This is a genomic window from Chryseolinea soli (genome assembly GCF_003589925.1).
Lineage (GTDB): Bacteria > Bacteroidota > Bacteroidia > Cytophagales > Cyclobacteriaceae > Chryseolinea > Chryseolinea soli.
Map to the genome: position 1 here is coordinate 3,987,464 of NZ_CP032382.1, position 15,217 is coordinate 4,002,680.

14 protein-coding genes are annotated in these 15,217 nt (G+C 47.1%); 5 read left to right on the forward strand and 9 right to left on the reverse strand.

The window, feature by feature from the left end; translation table 11 throughout:
• Positions 1-50: 50 nt before the first annotated feature.
• Positions 51-1,232 carry a Gfo/Idh/MocA family protein gene (locus D4L85_RS17020; RefSeq protein ID WP_174236161.1) on the reverse strand — a complete coding sequence of 394 codons (1,182 nt, stop codon included), beginning with the start codon at positions 1,230-1,232 and terminating at the stop codon, positions 51-53.
• A gap of 236 nt (positions 1,233-1,468) precedes the next feature.
• Between D4L85_RS17020 and D4L85_RS17025 the strand changes: the two genes are divergently transcribed.
• Entirely contained in the window at positions 1,469-2,683 is a 1,215-nt protein-coding gene (locus D4L85_RS17025; RefSeq protein ID WP_119755427.1) for an aromatic ring-hydroxylating oxygenase subunit alpha, read from the forward strand.
• A gap of 52 nt (positions 2,684-2,735) precedes the next feature.
• Here D4L85_RS17025 and D4L85_RS17030 read toward each other — a convergent pair whose 3' ends face one another.
• Positions 2,736-3,860 carry a carbohydrate kinase family protein gene (locus D4L85_RS17030; protein WP_119755428.1) on the reverse strand — a complete coding sequence of 375 codons (1,125 nt, stop codon included), beginning with the start codon at positions 3,858-3,860 and terminating at the stop codon, positions 2,736-2,738.
• Between the two features lie 186 nt (positions 3,861-4,046).
• Between D4L85_RS17030 and D4L85_RS17035 the strand changes: the two genes are divergently transcribed.
• Together D4L85_RS17035 and D4L85_RS17040 are read left to right on the forward strand one after the other, a co-directional pair.
• Complete coding sequence (locus tag D4L85_RS17035; protein ID WP_119755429.1) at positions 4,047-4,928, forward strand: AraC family transcriptional regulator; 882 nt, start codon at positions 4,047-4,049, stop codon at positions 4,926-4,928.
• A gap of 328 nt (positions 4,929-5,256) precedes the next feature.
• Positions 5,257-6,042, forward strand: a complete 786-nt coding sequence (locus tag D4L85_RS17040; RefSeq protein WP_160143793.1) for a hypothetical protein — start codon at positions 5,257-5,259, stop codon at positions 6,040-6,042.
• 211 nt (positions 6,043-6,253) lie between these two features.
• Here the strand turns inward: D4L85_RS17040 and D4L85_RS17045 are convergent, their stop codons facing one another.
• The 3 genes from D4L85_RS17045 to D4L85_RS17055 all read right to left on the reverse strand — a co-directional run bounded on the left by D4L85_RS17045 (position 6,254) and on the right by D4L85_RS17055 (position 9,017).
• Positions 6,254-7,048 carry an alpha/beta hydrolase gene (locus D4L85_RS17045; protein ID WP_119755431.1) on the reverse strand — a complete coding sequence of 265 codons (795 nt, stop codon included), beginning with the start codon at positions 7,046-7,048 and terminating at the stop codon, positions 6,254-6,256.
• 127 nt (positions 7,049-7,175) lie between these two features.
• Positions 7,176-8,033 carry a helix-turn-helix domain-containing protein gene (locus D4L85_RS17050; RefSeq protein WP_119755432.1) on the reverse strand — a complete coding sequence of 286 codons (858 nt, stop codon included), beginning with the start codon at positions 8,031-8,033 and terminating at the stop codon, positions 7,176-7,178.
• Positions 8,034-8,189: 156 nt separating this feature from the next.
• Complete coding sequence (locus D4L85_RS17055; RefSeq protein WP_119755433.1) at positions 8,190-9,017, reverse strand: hypothetical protein; 828 nt, start codon at positions 9,015-9,017, stop codon at positions 8,190-8,192.
• Between the two features lie 169 nt (positions 9,018-9,186).
• Here D4L85_RS17055 and D4L85_RS17060 point away from each other — a divergent pair, with 169 nt between their 5' ends.
• Positions 9,187-10,104 carry a carboxypeptidase-like regulatory domain-containing protein gene (locus tag D4L85_RS17060; RefSeq protein ID WP_119755434.1) on the forward strand — a complete coding sequence of 306 codons (918 nt, stop codon included), beginning with the start codon at positions 9,187-9,189 and terminating at the stop codon, positions 10,102-10,104.
• Positions 10,105-10,188: 84 nt separating this feature from the next.
• Here the strand turns inward: D4L85_RS17060 and D4L85_RS17065 are convergent, their stop codons facing one another.
• The 4 genes from D4L85_RS17065 to D4L85_RS17080 all read right to left on the reverse strand — a co-directional run bounded on the left by D4L85_RS17065 (position 10,189) and on the right by D4L85_RS17080 (position 14,215).
• Positions 10,189-11,199 (reverse strand): hypothetical protein, encoded by a 1,011-nt coding sequence (locus D4L85_RS17065; protein WP_119755435.1) that lies wholly within the window; start codon positions 11,197-11,199, stop codon positions 10,189-10,191.
• A 176-nt stretch (positions 11,200-11,375) separates the two neighbouring features.
• Entirely contained in the window at positions 11,376-11,663 is a 288-nt protein-coding gene (locus tag D4L85_RS17070; RefSeq protein WP_160143794.1) for a hypothetical protein, read from the reverse strand.
• A gap of 4 nt (positions 11,664-11,667) precedes the next feature.
• The gene (locus D4L85_RS17075) at positions 11,668-12,420 is read right to left on the reverse strand and encodes a hypothetical protein (protein ID WP_119755437.1); all 753 of its coding nucleotides are present in this window, start codon (positions 12,418-12,420) and stop codon (positions 11,668-11,670) included.
• 1 nt (position 12,421) lies between these two features.
• On the reverse strand, positions 12,422-14,215 hold the full coding sequence (locus tag D4L85_RS17080) for a hypothetical protein (RefSeq protein ID WP_119755438.1): 1,794 nt from the start codon (positions 14,213-14,215) through the stop codon (positions 12,422-12,424).
• 451 nt (positions 14,216-14,666) lie between these two features.
• On the opposite strand from D4L85_RS17080, the gene D4L85_RS17085 reads away from it, so the two are divergent.
• The gene (locus D4L85_RS17085; RefSeq protein ID WP_119755439.1) at positions 14,667-15,200 is read left to right on the forward strand and encodes a hypothetical protein; all 534 of its coding nucleotides are present in this window, start codon (positions 14,667-14,669) and stop codon (positions 15,198-15,200) included.
• Positions 15,201-15,217: the final 17 nt, after the last annotated feature.

The window sequence follows — 15,217 nt, forward strand, 5'->3', positions numbered from 1 at the left end:
TCTTCCTCAAGCGAGGAAGAACTTTAGTGAATGAATGGGCAATATTTACATTAACTAATGACGGGATAATTGAAGGTCGACTGCAGCGTAATGCGTCGTCCGGTAGCTTGCGACTGGCGCGCGGCTTCAATGATCTCCAGCACGTGAAGGGCATGGGGAGCGGTGATGATCGGTTCTTTGCCGGTGGCCATCGCTTCGCAAATCGCGGAAGCGCCTTGTTGCCAAACGTAGGTGCCGGTGTCGGTGGCCATGCGTTGGGTGGCTTCGTTATCTTTTGTGGCCATGTCTACGCCGAAAGGCGCCCAGTCGTAGCCGATCAATTGCAGGTTGCCTTCGGTTCCCCAAATGGAAACGGTGGGCTTGTCTTGTCCTTTTCCGGCGTGGCCATAGGGATCAAAATAATTGAAACCGCTTTGCACATGCGACAGTGCGCCGCTGGCATGTTCCATCAACACCATCGAGTTGTCTTCTTCTTCTACCTTGATAGGGTTGGGGCGATTGCTCACCTTGCGCTCGGGCGTGATGATGTTCAACATGGCGACGACGGATTTTACGGGACCGAGAAGCCCCGTCAGCGTAACCATGTTGTACACACCCAGGTCGGGCATGCTGCCGCCGTTCTTTTCATAAAAGAAAGCCGACCAATCCGGACCGAGGTGACCATAGTGCGCATGCGCTGCAGAAACTTTGCCCAACTTGCCTTCATTGATGGCCTTGGCCATGAACGCAAATTGAGGGCTCATCACCACCGCAGGTGCACCCCAGATGCGAACGCCTTTTTTCTTGGCCAGCTCCAGCAATTCTTTTCCTTCCTGGTAAGTAGTGGCCATAGGCTTCTCGCTCCAAACATTTTTGCCGGCGTTGATCGCCAGCTTGTTCAGGCGTCCGTGCTCCTGCATGTTGGTGAGGTTCACCATCAAGTCGAAGGCAGGACCGGCCAGCAATTTTTCGATGGACGGGAAATTGTTGGGAATGGAGTACTTTTTCGCAGCATTCACGGCGCGTTCCGGAATGATATCGCACGTGCTCACCAATTCAACGTACGGCGATTTGGAAAGGTGGGGGAGGTATTGGGTGGAAACGCTGCCACAACCAATGATCGCTACCTTGATTTTCTTTTGCTGAACGGAGTTTTTTGCCGACGATACCAGCGGCGTAAGGGAAGCAGCGGCTCCTAACAGTCCTGCTTGGTAGATGAATTTTTTACGGGAAATTTTATCCGAACTGCTCATGTTAAATAGTGTTTAGTGTCTGGTTAAAATCCGGGTCTGTCACGATCCGGTGTAAACAAAACTTGCAAACCGCAGGAACTTCGGCAAACGTTTGAGGGGAAAATTGCTTTTCTGGCGAAAATACTGTAACCATTGGCAAAGGAGGTGGAGAATTTGGTAACCCGGACCGATTAATTTTGATGTATGACGGGGGCTATCATCCCGTTCCTAGGAGCATATCTAAAAAATAGAGACATATGAAAGCTGCCGAAATTGTGAATCTATTGAACAACTATCTTCCGGGTCACAGCCTGGAACAAGCTTTTTATACCAACGAGGAGATCTTTCACTTCGACCGGGAATTGATCTGGAAAAAGTATTGGCTTTTTGCGGGCGTCACTGCCGAAATTCCAAAAGAAGGGGACTATATCACGTATGCCGTCGGTCGCGATTCGGTGATCATCATCCGCGGACGCGAAGGAAAAGTGCATGCGCATTTTAATACATGCCGCCATCGCGGCTCCACCATTTGCCAGGACGAAAAAGGCCACGCCCCAAAATTGATGTGTCCCTATCACCAATGGGTCTACAACAGCGACGGCAGCTTGTTCAAGGCCCGCCTCATGCCCGACGATTTTGACCGGGCATCTTATGGCCTGCATCCTGTGCACCTCCGCCTCATCGAAGGACTCATCTTCATCTCATTGGCCGAAGAGCCTGTAGATTTCGAACCCGTGGTAAGAGACCTGGCACCGTATGTAAAAACCTACCAGGTCGATCAATCAAAAGTAGCTTTCAAAAAAAGTTATACGATCCGCACCAACTGGAAACTGATCGCGGAGAATTTCCGCGAGTGCTACCATTGCGGCCCCGCTCACCCCGAATATTGCAAAGCCGTGGTAGGCGCCAACCTCCGCGAATCCATCGACGACATCCTGTTGGAACGCCGTGCCGCCTGGAAGAGCAAAGGGCTCGTGACCGAAGGCGTGGACTTTGAAACAGACACCTTCCATTTTGCTACCCGCTATCCCCTGCGCGACGGCGTAGAAAGTTACAGCCTCGACGGAAAAGCCGTGGCCATTCCCATGGGTGCGCACAAGGATCTTGATGCGGGCGTGGTAGGATTGGTCTGCTATCCCAACTTCTGGATGGATGCCGTGGGCGACTATGTATGGACCATGCGCATCACCGCCGAGAGCGCTTCGCAATGCCGCATCGATCTCACCTGGCTGGTCGACGGAAAAGCAGAAGAAGGAAAGGACTACAACGTCGAACGCCTCACCGAATTCTGGAAGATCACCGGCGAACAAGACTGGAAGCTTTGCGAAAACAATTTCAACGGCATCGAGTCCAGCCGATATCAACCCGGTCCGTATGCACCCGTCGAACTGGAGGTAGCGAAATTCGTGGAGTGGTATGTCGAGCGTTTGCGCGAAGGCGTTGAAGCCACCAGCACCGTGGAACTTCCCTGATAAAAATAACCCGGACCATCGATCCGGGTTATTTTTTTTGCGTCATTTATTTCTATTGAATTTCTCCTACCAGCAGCGGTTTGTTCAAGATCGAACTCAATTGTTGAAGCGTTGGACTTTCGCCATGGAGTAGATAATATTTGGACACCGTGTGCGCCAGTTCCAAAGTGTCCGACCCACCCAAACCAAGCAACAATCCCAGACAGAAGCCGGCATTGAAGTTATCACCCGCGCCGGTGAGCACTTTGGGTGAGCTGATCAATTCGTTTGACCAGGAATGTTTTCCATGATCGTCCCAGCAGGTTGCTTTCGAAGCGCAATGGATCACCAGGTTTTGAATGCCCAGCGAGTCATAGATATGCTGACCTTTCTCCCAAACGTCCAGCGCCTGGTTGCGGTGCTGGAACAGCACGTCATAAACTTTGTCCGCCTCGTTCAGGTTGAGACCTAAGGTGACGCGCCAATATTTTGAAAAAGATTTTAATAAATTCAGCGCCTCCGCAATGTCTTCATCATCTCTGCGCGAGCAATCCGACAGATCGAAAAAGCCAATGGGAGGGGTGGTTGTTGCGATGAAAGGCAAGACCTCTTCCAGCAAGCCTTTCCAGATGCTGGTCGAGAACAGGAGTTCACTCCAATTGAGCAAACAGAAAAGATCGCGGTGCGAGAAAAGTTCGATCAATTCTTTTGTGCCGATGATTTCTTTGAGCAAGCTCCAGTCCACACTGTCCACTTCCTTCATGTCGGCCATCATGATCTTGTTGTCCTGGAATTCGAGTGCGGTGCTGATCCCCGGTTCCGCAATGCTGTAGAGCGTGCAATTCGGGGGCAGCTTGTGAAAGGCGGGGTGGATCTTGGGCATCCCCAAGGCACCGATGCACGAGAGCTTTGGTCCCAAGCGGCCCAGGGCATTGGCCATGATGGGCATGTTGCCGCCCAGCTTCAGCGTCTGCTCTTTTAGCTCGAGAGAGAAATTCTTATTTTTCTTCTCCAGGATATACTGTGCGAAATCGCGACTCGATTCAAAATAGGTGTCCGCTGGCGAACTCTTTTGACGGATAACCTTGACAATCGAATCTATGAATCCATCGAATCCCAGGGTTGCCTTCTTGGAGGAAAGTATGTTGCGAATTCGTTCTTCGTACCTTGAAATGTCATTCTCAGAAATTTTTTGCATAGCGTAGTTTCAGCAGGGGCTTATGATTCTTCACGTTCACGCCAATTCAAGGTAGGCGTTACCGGCTAGTTTGTATTGTGCCATTTTTTCACACTCCTCCGCTATTTTATCCAATTCTTGCGAATATTATATGAATGGCTTTCTTTTGCGGCGCAATCGTTGTAAAATCGAATGGGTTAAGTGCGTATGAAAGCGAAGTCCACCAGCAAACCACAGGAAATTTTCCTCCAGCATCCGGGGAAATCCTTTTTGATCAATGAAATCACTGGGTGCAATCTGCCTTTCCATTTCCACGCCGAGATTGAAATTTTGTTTTGCCTGAACGGCACCGGCACTATCATGGCCGGCAACTACGTGAACTCCTTTGGCGAAGGCGACCTGTTTATGATCGGCAAAAACCTGCCCCACGCGCTCATCCAAACTTCAGAAGAAGCTCACCTCATGTGTTTGCAATTCGACCAGGATTTCCTGGGCAAGCGCTTCTTCTATAGCCGCGAATTCAAGTCCGTCGAAGACCTTCTTAAACGAACCAGCAGAGGACTTAAATTCAAAGTCGACAAAGAAAAATTCCTCCCCGTGTTTACCACTGTCGCCACCGGCGAAAGCATCGTTCCCGTGGTCTCCGTGCTGAAAGTGCTGGACCTGTTGAGCAAAGAACGCTTCGATAGCCTCAACTCCATCCAATTCACAAACGACACGATGGGAGAGTCCGACCTCGAGAAGATCAACAAAGTGTTCGACTACACCCAAGAACATTTCCAGGAAACCATCTCCCTGGAGCAAGTCTCCAGCCTCTTAAATTTTACAGAGACTTCCTTCTGCCGCTACTTCAAACTCTACACCGGCAAAAGCTATTTCCAATACCTCAACGAGATCCGCATCGCCAACGCCTGCAAGCTCCTCATCGAATTCGGCAACCACGACATCGAGGAAATCTGTTTCTCCTGCGGCTTCAATAATCCATCCACGTTTTATAAGCAATTTAAGAAGATCGTGAAACTCACGCCGAAGGAATATCAGGTGAAAGCGAAGAAGACGTTGCAGTCGGCGGTGACGATGGTGGCGTAGTCAGGAGCCAGAATCCAGGAGCCAGGAGCCAGAATTTGGTGCTCGGCATTCAGTAGTCAGTAGCCACTAGTCAGCACACAGTATTTTCAACTATTCAGAAACCAGCAGCTGATCTGTTTGCTGAGAAATATTTTCTCAACAAATGACTTCCAACTACTGGCTACTGACTACTGACTACTGGCTACTAAAATTCTGGCTCCTGGCTCCTGGCTTCTGGCTCCTGATTTCCCGCTTTGATAAGCAGTAAAATCGTCTATATTTGTATAGAGCACTCAAATTCTCCCCACGCGCTCTAACCACAACATCCCACCAGCTTAGGGATACTCCTATGACAAAAAGATTCCCCCAACTCATACCTTTGGCCATTAGCCTGACTTGCATGGTCTTTTCCGGTTGTCATGACGACTCGCCGGTAAAAAACCAGCTCATAGAAATAGTCGGATCCAATTACTCGCAATTTTATACTTACGAACACGACCGGTTGAGCACTTTCAAAATAAGCTCCGATACCAAGACCTACACAAAATTTAACTATGATGGCGATCGCCTCATCTCTGTGGAAGTGATCAGCAGCGATGTGGTCGCCAGCCGGATAGAGTTGACGTATGACGACGCAGGCAAACGCATTTCAGAAATTGAGTACCGGTTCCCGGCAGCGGGGCAAGAAGAAGTTTACGCCACCCGCACCTATGCCTACGACGACGCGGGTAACGTCATCCTGAAAACACAGCGCCCCACAAAGAACAGTGCGGGCCAGCCGGCAACTTATTACTTCGAATTTGAATACGAATGGCAAGCCGGCAACGTGACGCGCAGCAACCGCTATCTTGTAAACAGCGTCGAAAGACAATTGTATGCTACCTATAACTACACCTACGACAACAAACACAACCCCGCCAAACAAAACCTGGTCTTTGCCTACGTGGGAGGTTTTGAAGAAGTGCTTTCCCTGAATAACATCATCAACACCGAATTGATCGAGGATGGCGTGCTGCAATATGATGCCCCAACGATATTTGCCTACAACGATCAGGACTTTCCTGACCGGTCGACGTATACGCAGATCGATGCAGGGGGGAGTACGATTGTTTCGAGGCAATATAAATATCAGTAGCCAGTAGTCAGTAGCCAGTAGCCAGGATTTCAATGCGCGGTATTTAGTCCGAGAAGCCAGTAGCCAAGCCTATTGTCCAGAAACATTTTTCCGATACATGGCTTCTACTGGCTACTGACCACTGGCTACTGACTACTGGCTACTAATCGTGCTCCACGCGCAAAACCACACGGCGACATGCCATGTGGTTGGAAGCGATACAGGCGATACCCTATTTCGTAGTGGAAGCTTTTACAGCCGCTTCGATAATTACTTTGGCGACAGCATCGGGTTGTGACATGAAGATCACATGGCTGCCTTTGATCTCGGTCACTTTGGTGTGGGAGCGTTTGTACATGGCGCGTTGGATTTCTGGTGCGATACTTTTGTCGTCCGTGGCTACCAAGCCATAGGAGGGTTTGTCCAACCAGGCCGCTTTGGTGATGGGTGTGGCAAATCCTTTGGCGTAGAACGCTCCTTGCGAGGCGTACATAAATTCTGCTTCTTCTTTGCTGAGGTCGGCACAGAACCCGGCGTGATATTTTGCTTTGTCATAGTATACGATGCCCTTTTCGTCGGGAGGCAAAACACCATTTTCCGGTGCGGGAGGTGCAGTTTGCAACCATTGCAAGGCCGTTTCGCCATTGCCGGGCTGGAACGCGGCGACGTAGACCAAGGCAACAACTTTCGGGTGATTGCCAGCTTCTGTGATCACTGCGCCACCCCAGGAATGACCAACCAGGATGACCGGTCCATCTTGTTTGTCGAGCACCACTTTGGTGGCAGCCACATCGTCTTCCAGTGAAGTGAGTGGATTCTGAACGACCGTGACGTGATAGCCTTTTTTCGTGAGAACAGTGTAAAGGGCCTTGTAGCCCGAGCCATCGGCAAAAGCGCCGTGTACGAGAACAACATTTTTTACAGCTTGGGCTTGTGCATCAGCGTCCACACTTCCGAGGACAGACAGCGCAACAACAAAGGCCATCAGACCTCTTGTGATTTTGGATTTGAAATTTGATGTTTTCATTTTGTTTTCTGTTGATGGGTTATGTTTAAATCAACAGTACAAAGGTGCAGCAACGGCCGGGCCGGGGAAATATGGATTCTTCCCGAAGGATTGTGATTACTTCCCTTTCTGCTGGACAACCTGGAGATTACTTGGTCCGTGCTATTTTGGCGCCGCTTCTGAACTCCAGCGGGGATTGTAGAGTGTGTCGTTTAAAGTATGCAGAAAAGTAGGCCGAATCTTCAAAGCCCAGCTCAAAGGTGATTTGCTTGACCGATTTGTCGGTATAGTATAAGAGACGTTTCGCCTCTATCAAGATCCGCTCCTGGATGATTTGCAGCGGCGTTTTGTCGTTGTAGAGTGCGAAGAGATTGGATATGGTCTTTGGCGATTTGTTTAACCGCTCTGCATAGTATCCCAGCGCGTGTTGTGAGCGGAAATTGGCTTCTACCAGTAAATTGAATTTGCGGACGAGGTTTAGCCGTTCATCGGTTATTTTCTCCTCGGGCGCATAATTCGATTTGGCCAGCTTGGTGATCAGAATGATCAGGCGTTTCAATAACACCAACAACATCTCGCTCTGAATGTGGTCGGAGGTGTTCATCTCTTCAACGAACACATTCAATAACAATTCAAATTTCTCTTGTTCCTGTTTATTCAAAGTGATGAACAGATTATCACCAAGACCAAACAAGAACCCCACACAACTCACTTCTGCATCATGATCGATGATGCAATAGAACTCCCGGTTGAATTGCCAGGCCACCACATCTTTGGCCCGTTCAAATTGAAAGGTCTGGTTGAACATGATCGGCAGTATCGTGTGCGGCATAAAGGTATGTGCCTCCTTATCGATATAGACCGTTTGCTTTTTGCCGTGATTCCAGGCGATGGTGAAGTACTTGTTGTCGTGGTCGCGTTTGTAGAAGAGGCTTTCAATTTCGGTTTCACCTTTAAACAGGATCAGATCGCCACCGGTTTTAGGATCTGTGAGCGTGAGTCTCATAGAGGGCAGGTTCGTTTAGCTCGCAAGATAAGGCAGTCTGCGCATTTACCCTATTTTTGGTTGCTTCACGCCGCCGTGGCGTAATAATGAGATCGTAATTTTTGTTTATGCCATCATCCCGACAACCAGGCCTTGGATTGGGGTGAGTTCAGCTTGTCAACGACACGTGTAGTTCATTTGCGAAAATGTAAATATCGGGAAAATGTATCCGGAAGAAACGTTGTGAATGGACTTCACATAGCCTTGCTCGTTGTAGCCCATTTGAAAGGTGTAAGAAAATGGCGTGCCATAAGTGGTTCCCGGAGTGGCAGTGATTGTCATCGTCAGGACATTATTGACGCTGGGCTCATAATTGAAAATATAAGTCTCCACTAAGGTGAGATCGGGCGACCCGGCGAAGAATCGCTTGTGATTGTCGAAGCTCAGTAATTCAGCGCCGAGGATCTCGTCGTCCCCCGGGGCTTGCACGTAATATATTTTTGAAACATTGTCGCCGTTGTATTCATATCGCGTGCTCATGATCGGCGAGTCGAAACTCTTGGTCACGCGTTGAGTAAGCCGGTCTTTTTCGTCATAGGAGTAAACGATGGTTTCGAACGCAGGGAAACTGCCATAGGTATACGTGCGCGTGGCGGGTTTTCCGTTGCTGCCGTAGGTGAATGTGAAGGTTTTCGTTACGAGGTCGGGGCCTGAGACCTGGGGAAAACTATACGTACATTGGGTAAGCTTGCCTTCGGCGTAGGTCATCGCATAGCGCTCTGCGAGCGTCTTTCCATCCATGATTTGGATCTCGGCCAGCCGGTTGGTGCCATCGTAAACGTAGAAAATCGAATCGCTTCCTGTAAATACAACGGCTGGCGAGCAAATAGCCGTCGCTTCATCATCGCCGCTACACTGCGCCAAGATAACCACTAAAACGAAGCAAAAAATGCTGAACGCGCCCGCAGCCAACAGGCGATTTTTTTGGGGTTTAGGGTGAGTCATAGGCAACGAGGGAGAGGTTACGAAATGTTTAAAACGCGTTTAATGGCTATACAATAAGCATAAATTAAGGGATAAATGCAACGCTACAGCTAAAGCAGGCCGAGAAGAATCTGCCAAAATTTTTGTGGAGATTGGAGCACCGTTGCATCCCACATAAAATCCTAAGCCCATGATCTACCGATTCATTGCCTTGTCCGTCTCACTGCTGATCTCATTTCATGGAATAGGCCAGTCCGTTACAGGAATTGTCAGGTTCAAGCCCGACAACAGCTTGGCGCCCGGGGTGAATGTTGTCGAACTGGGAACGCAAAATGGTACGGTGACGGATGTCGATGGTAAATTCAGTCTCAACGTAAGTACCCTGGATGCGACCCTGGTTATTTCGTTTATCGGGTGTGTTACCACGGAGGTTCCTTTGCAGGGAAGGGACTATGTCGAGATCGCCCTGAAGGTGGATTGTATCCGTGATTTTTTCGACGCTCAGAAGTTTGGCTTATATGCCTCCAGTGGGCTGGTGCATACACCGGCCGGGCTGAGGATAGAATTAACAGGCCCGGCATTTTATAAGGATCTAAATCTGAAAGCCGCCGTTGGCTATCAAACCAATTTCAACGGCAATGAATTTCTCAATCTACAAGCCGGCCTCGATCATCTCTTTCTGTCCTGTAACTATGACCAGGACCTGTTGTTCAATTACAACAAGGTGAAGTGGAAGGAGCATGTAGACATGACCTCAAAGTCGATCCAAACCAACCTTAATTTTGCCAACAAAGGCGGGCTCTCTCTCCTGCTGGGCTACAGCGCCATTAGCTTCAACGACCTGGAAAGCGGCACACACCAGCAGCGGTCAGGCCCCCTCGTTGGTCTCGGCAAATGGATAGGCAGGCCCATCAACACGAACATAACAGTGAAAGCCTCCATCTATAATGGCCTGGCCGAATACAACGCCGAACTCCGAAAAAGACTGAAACGCCGGATCAACGTTTTTGCCCGCTACTATAAAGTGGAAGCGTTCACGGAAGTCTCCCTCGGCTTAGGATGGCAAGCAACCTACTACTTCCCCTGGCAACGAAGGCCTCGCCGATAGCCAATTGCAGATTCAATTTCGCCGGACAAAATCAGTTCTCATTACGCTCCCAAGGGAGTGGCCCCGACAAAATCGGACCCGCGGTCACTGCTTGGCTCTGATCCTGTTAAGAACATATCCCGAAATTCCTCCGATTAAAGTTCCTAAAACATCGCTCTGTATTTTTCCGGACAATCCTAGAATTAAGATGGACATTGTTAGCAGCAAAACGGTGCCGATCTCCAACAATACATTTTGTGATGCCTCATCGCCTTGCCCGATATTAATGGCGGTCTTCTTAATGGCGATGAGAATTTTGGGGCCCAAAAAAAGAAGTAGAATGGTTAAACAGAATAGCGGCAGCCCTAATTTAATAGCAAGGTCATTTATTTGCGTCTCTTGTTCATCTAACTGATCAAGCAATTTAGCCTTGTTGGTTTTTGCGGTTTTGATTTCGGTTTCAGTATTTTCGATATTGGTCTTGTTGACTGCTAACTCTGTATCAACTCGAGTCGTCAGCCGTGCTTTGATGTCGCTGAGGTTTTTGGCGTTGAGAACCGATTTTAGTTTGGTTAGTTTTTCTTGGCTGTTAAGAATGACCTTGTTGTTGTCGCTTTCGTGATTGTTTTCGATTGATCTTAATAATTCACTTTTTATCGGCTTCGTGATCTCGGAACTTTCTTTAAAAAAATCGGAACTAAAGTCGTCGTCTGCACCGGTGCCAAAAGAATAGAAACGAACGCTGTACTCAAAACTGAAAATATTCAGATTGGCGATCAGGGTTTCTTCCTGGCTGTAGATATCGTCGTTTGACTTGGCGGTTATAGCAGATTCAATGTCTTTGAGTATCTGATCAATCGAATTGGGCTCATAAGATGATAGCCTCGTCTTGAGGTTTTCAAGTGATCTTCCATAGGCCTTGAAACCGCTAATTTTAGCGTCTGCTTTGGCAATTTTTACCTTGATATCCTCTAATGCTTCGTTAATGGCTGTTTTATTCTTAGGGACAGTAAATTCTTGATTTTCTTTTTTTCCATCCCTCGACGCTTCCTGTTGCGCCTGGCTACTTAAAGCAAAGGCGAATAGGATAATCAGAATTAGGGTGTGCTTTTTCATTTGACACGATCTGTTTTAATGGAAGGAATTCTTCAAAGTTTCATTCTACTGAATTGCTCTTTTCTTATGGTTCCCGGATCGACGAGGTCAGACCCGCTAAAATAAAGTATAAGTCATTCTCCGCTTTATCCGCATCCGTCAGACATCATCCAAGCGAAAATGTATACATCTCTATACTATACTTGGCACCAACAAACCTCCTTGCCAGCGATGGTTACGCAGACTTTGTGACATTTCGCGTTTCTTGTAAAATCGAGAGATAATTTTTCAATATCTGAATTTGGAAGGGGGCTGAGATTGATCACGGATTCGATGATCTTGCGAAAATCGTCCAGATGCCCAATTATTTCTTTCTCTTTATCTTCTCCGATTTCATTTGACTTTGGAGTATTAACTTGGCCTTCTTTGGCAGGAGTGATATCTTTTTGATTCTCTTCCGCATCGTGATTTTTAATAGGTTTCATTTTTTTATTTTGGTTTAGGTGAGACATTGAGTGTTAAAGTGTCCGTTAAATTTTCCCGGTTGGCCACTTTGGCGATCACAAGAAGATTTCCTATAAAGGGCGTACTTCCCGTCGTAAGATTGCCTGCGGAGAAGATAGCAGAGGCAATGCCTTCTGAGTTGAACGACAGATGTTCCTCGCGGAATAGTGTAGTGGAAAACTCGGAATTTGTTGCAGCATCTAGAACGTGAAACTGAACAGATTCCCCCTTTGAGGGTACGCCGGTAGCGGATGAAATTTTTGCAGTAAGGATGGCCTCGGAGTCATACGTATTTGCAATACCGAAGACATTTGAGGATAGTTTAATTGAAACTGGCTCTGATGGCGTGAAACGAATTGGAGAGGTCCTGGCCTTGTAGTGTTCAATGTCGGCGGTTACAACGACCGACTCCGAAGTGGTGTATCCTGATTTTAAAGTCGCCTTGGCGCCCAAATATTGGTTCCCGTCCCTGAGGAGCGTATCATTCGCGATTACTTTGAGCTCCTGCGTGCCATTCGATGAGAACGAGCCTCCGGTAGTGGTGAAGGTGATCTCTCTTTTGTCCTTGTCGGCCTTAACGTCAATTAGAGCCTCTACCGTTAAAGTGGATGAATTGTCGGCGAGGATGGAGGTCTTATTATCTTCAATTTGGATAAAGATCACGGTAGAAGGGTTGAGTTGATCTTCCCCGCAGGACATAACCAGAATAATCAGGATACAGATAATGACTTTTTTCATATTATTTAAAAATTGATGAGAAAGTACTGCCACTGGCGTTTTTGAACGAAATATCAAATGATATTGCTGCGTAGCCATAGCCGCTGATTTTTTTCGTGGAGAGGAGGGGGCTATCACTTTCATTATTATACCAAAGCACGCCCCCCGAAAAACGAATGGCTCTATTAATGCGATAGGCGCCGCCAGTAAATATGTTAACAGAGTTGAACAAATCGTCCCGCTCGTTTTCGATTTTAATGCTTCCCAGGACCACACCTGCAGTGAGGGAGACGTGATTTCGAATATGACGCAAGATTAAATTGTCGCCGGGAACTGTTTTTTTGGAGAGGAAGCGGGTCTTAACATCCTTGTTGACCGGTCCGAAATTAATATTAACACCTAGAAATGGACGTAGAATATTTTGCGTTTTATTCGGAACGAATAACAGTCCAAAATCCGGTATGACAATCGTATTGGCTTCATCTGAGATTTGGATAAAGTGGGTATTCGCGCTAACTATTGTTTTGAGTTTCAAATTATCGAAGGAATTCATAGTTGAAATTACTTCCTTCATGGTCGCTATTCGGGTAGTGAGTTTTGCGAGGATATTGTCAATTTCCAGGATCAAGGGTAATAAGGCGGTTTGCTGAAGGACAGGCTTAACAATCATGAGATCCTTGATTTCTTCGTTGAGCGATGTGAGTAAAGATTTGTTCTTCTCCGATATTATAATTCGTTTCGAAAGGTCGAAGGCAGGGACGGCGGTTGCGTTGTAATTTGCATTTACGGTGGTGTCTCCGTTTAGCCTGCCAAGGGTGAGGCCCAGCGTTCGACCAAAGTATAAATTGTTCAGTATTTTTAAGGCATCTTTATTCGTCGATTTGGCAGCAACAAGGGTCTTGTAGATGTCGTGAATTCTGGCGGTATCTCTACTTAGTTCGGTAATATCAGTTCCAATGAAATTCTCGGGGCCATTCAGTCGAGTATACAGGGGTAGAAGCGATGTGGTGAAAATTTCTTGGTAGTACCACAGGTGGTATGTTGGATTTGATAGCAACGGCTGACCCCAAAAGAAAGGTCGGAGGCCGTTATATTTTCTAAAGAGCGTTGCAGTCTGAGCGTCGGTTAAAAGTACCCGGTTGATGTACGCTGTCTGTGCCGGATCCAATCGCGAAGTGGGGGATATGCGTCCATCTGAAATCGCTTGATAAAGATTGTATTGATTTCCAAAGGCCGGGCTATTGGTGAAAATCAGTGAGTCAAGTGTTACGGGTATAGTCGCTTGGGGTACTTGCAATTGTTCTGAAAGCTCGTTCAATACGTCTGGAGGCAGGACCATGACGGGAAATACGCCGGGTGTGAGATTAAGGAATTGAGGCCCAAACTGTCGGGTGTATAACATTTGGTTGACTTCTAAAAGTATTTTGAGAGGCTCTCCCGATAGAGCCTTATAGATCACTATGTCATAGAGACGATTCGGCGATAGTGGCGGCATTAGAATTTTAATGAATTTTTTTCCGGGCTCATCCTTGATCGTCTCATAGAGTACGGTGTCGACGTTGAAAAGTATCTGTGGAGTTTTTATTTCCCTATCTCCATTGTTAGAGATTTTTACTATTCCCACTGAATAGACATCATCACCTACGGGCAGTTTTAGTTTAGCGTAGAAGCTTTTGTCAAAGGGAAAGTTCTTGTCGGTTAATCCGGTTACGGGATCTATCGTAACGACCGCGTCTTCGGGGGCATTTTGCGCATGCAATAGACATATGGGCAGGAGAAGTATTGCCACTTTAAATAGTAGAGGGATTATTTTCATTTTTTTATTTGGATTGGTGGGGTCAGTGCATAATGATGTAATGGCGGTTAATGGTCGCGGTTTTTGCTAATTTCGCATCTAGCGTTTTTGGTGCGCTCAGATGTGGATTGACTAGTGACTTTCGAAGTGAGAATAAGGGCGTAAACATGATTGTTGTTGGTGAAGAGAAGTCAAGGCAACCGCGTCATGGCTAAGAGATGTTCGATTGTTTTCATTTCCTTTTGTTTATGCTAGGTATTCTATAATGCGCCAGTTTTTTGAATATGCTAATCCGTTATCGTTAGTCAAAGGTTATGAGATCAACGGCCTGGATCAACCGGAAAAGAATGGAATAGGCACAGGGTTTTTCCTGTATTTGCGGAGGGAAAATGACTGATTCTTCTATGGTCTATTCTAACACAATCAATCTATTGCTAGATTTCATTATTAAATAACCAAACCAAAGAAAATTATGAACATCGAGAATCTGATGAAAAAAACTTACGGCGAAAAAATCCTTTTAGCCGATGCCAACAAAATGATAAAGGAATTTATCGATTTAAATGCGATTACTGTCAAGTCTGTAAAGCAGGATGGAGGACAGGGTATAAACATTGAGCCGTCAAGAAGGACCAGGGCGGTGGAATTAAACGGAAACAGGTGCAATGCATTCATATTTTCGAAGGATCTGATTATGCGCTTTTTTGATGGAGGAGAGGAGGATGAATTTGGCAACCCACGTAGCGCCAATTTTTTGATGGTTATTTTAGGGGCGCATACGGAGGATGTGGTTAGGGATGGTCAGGAATTTAAAGCAGGGTCTTTCACCGTTTTGACGGCCGGCTGTGAACGGCGTGTTGTAAAAGTCAATGACGAGGACAGGGTCGGATTTTATGCCCTTAACATTCCTGAAGCTGCAAACGAATATCCTCCTCATCAAGTTGTTCTCCAGCTTGAACCGAAGGAGGGACTTCTTCCTGATGGATTCTTCCTGGTTGCCGAGTAAATAGCTATCTTTAGATA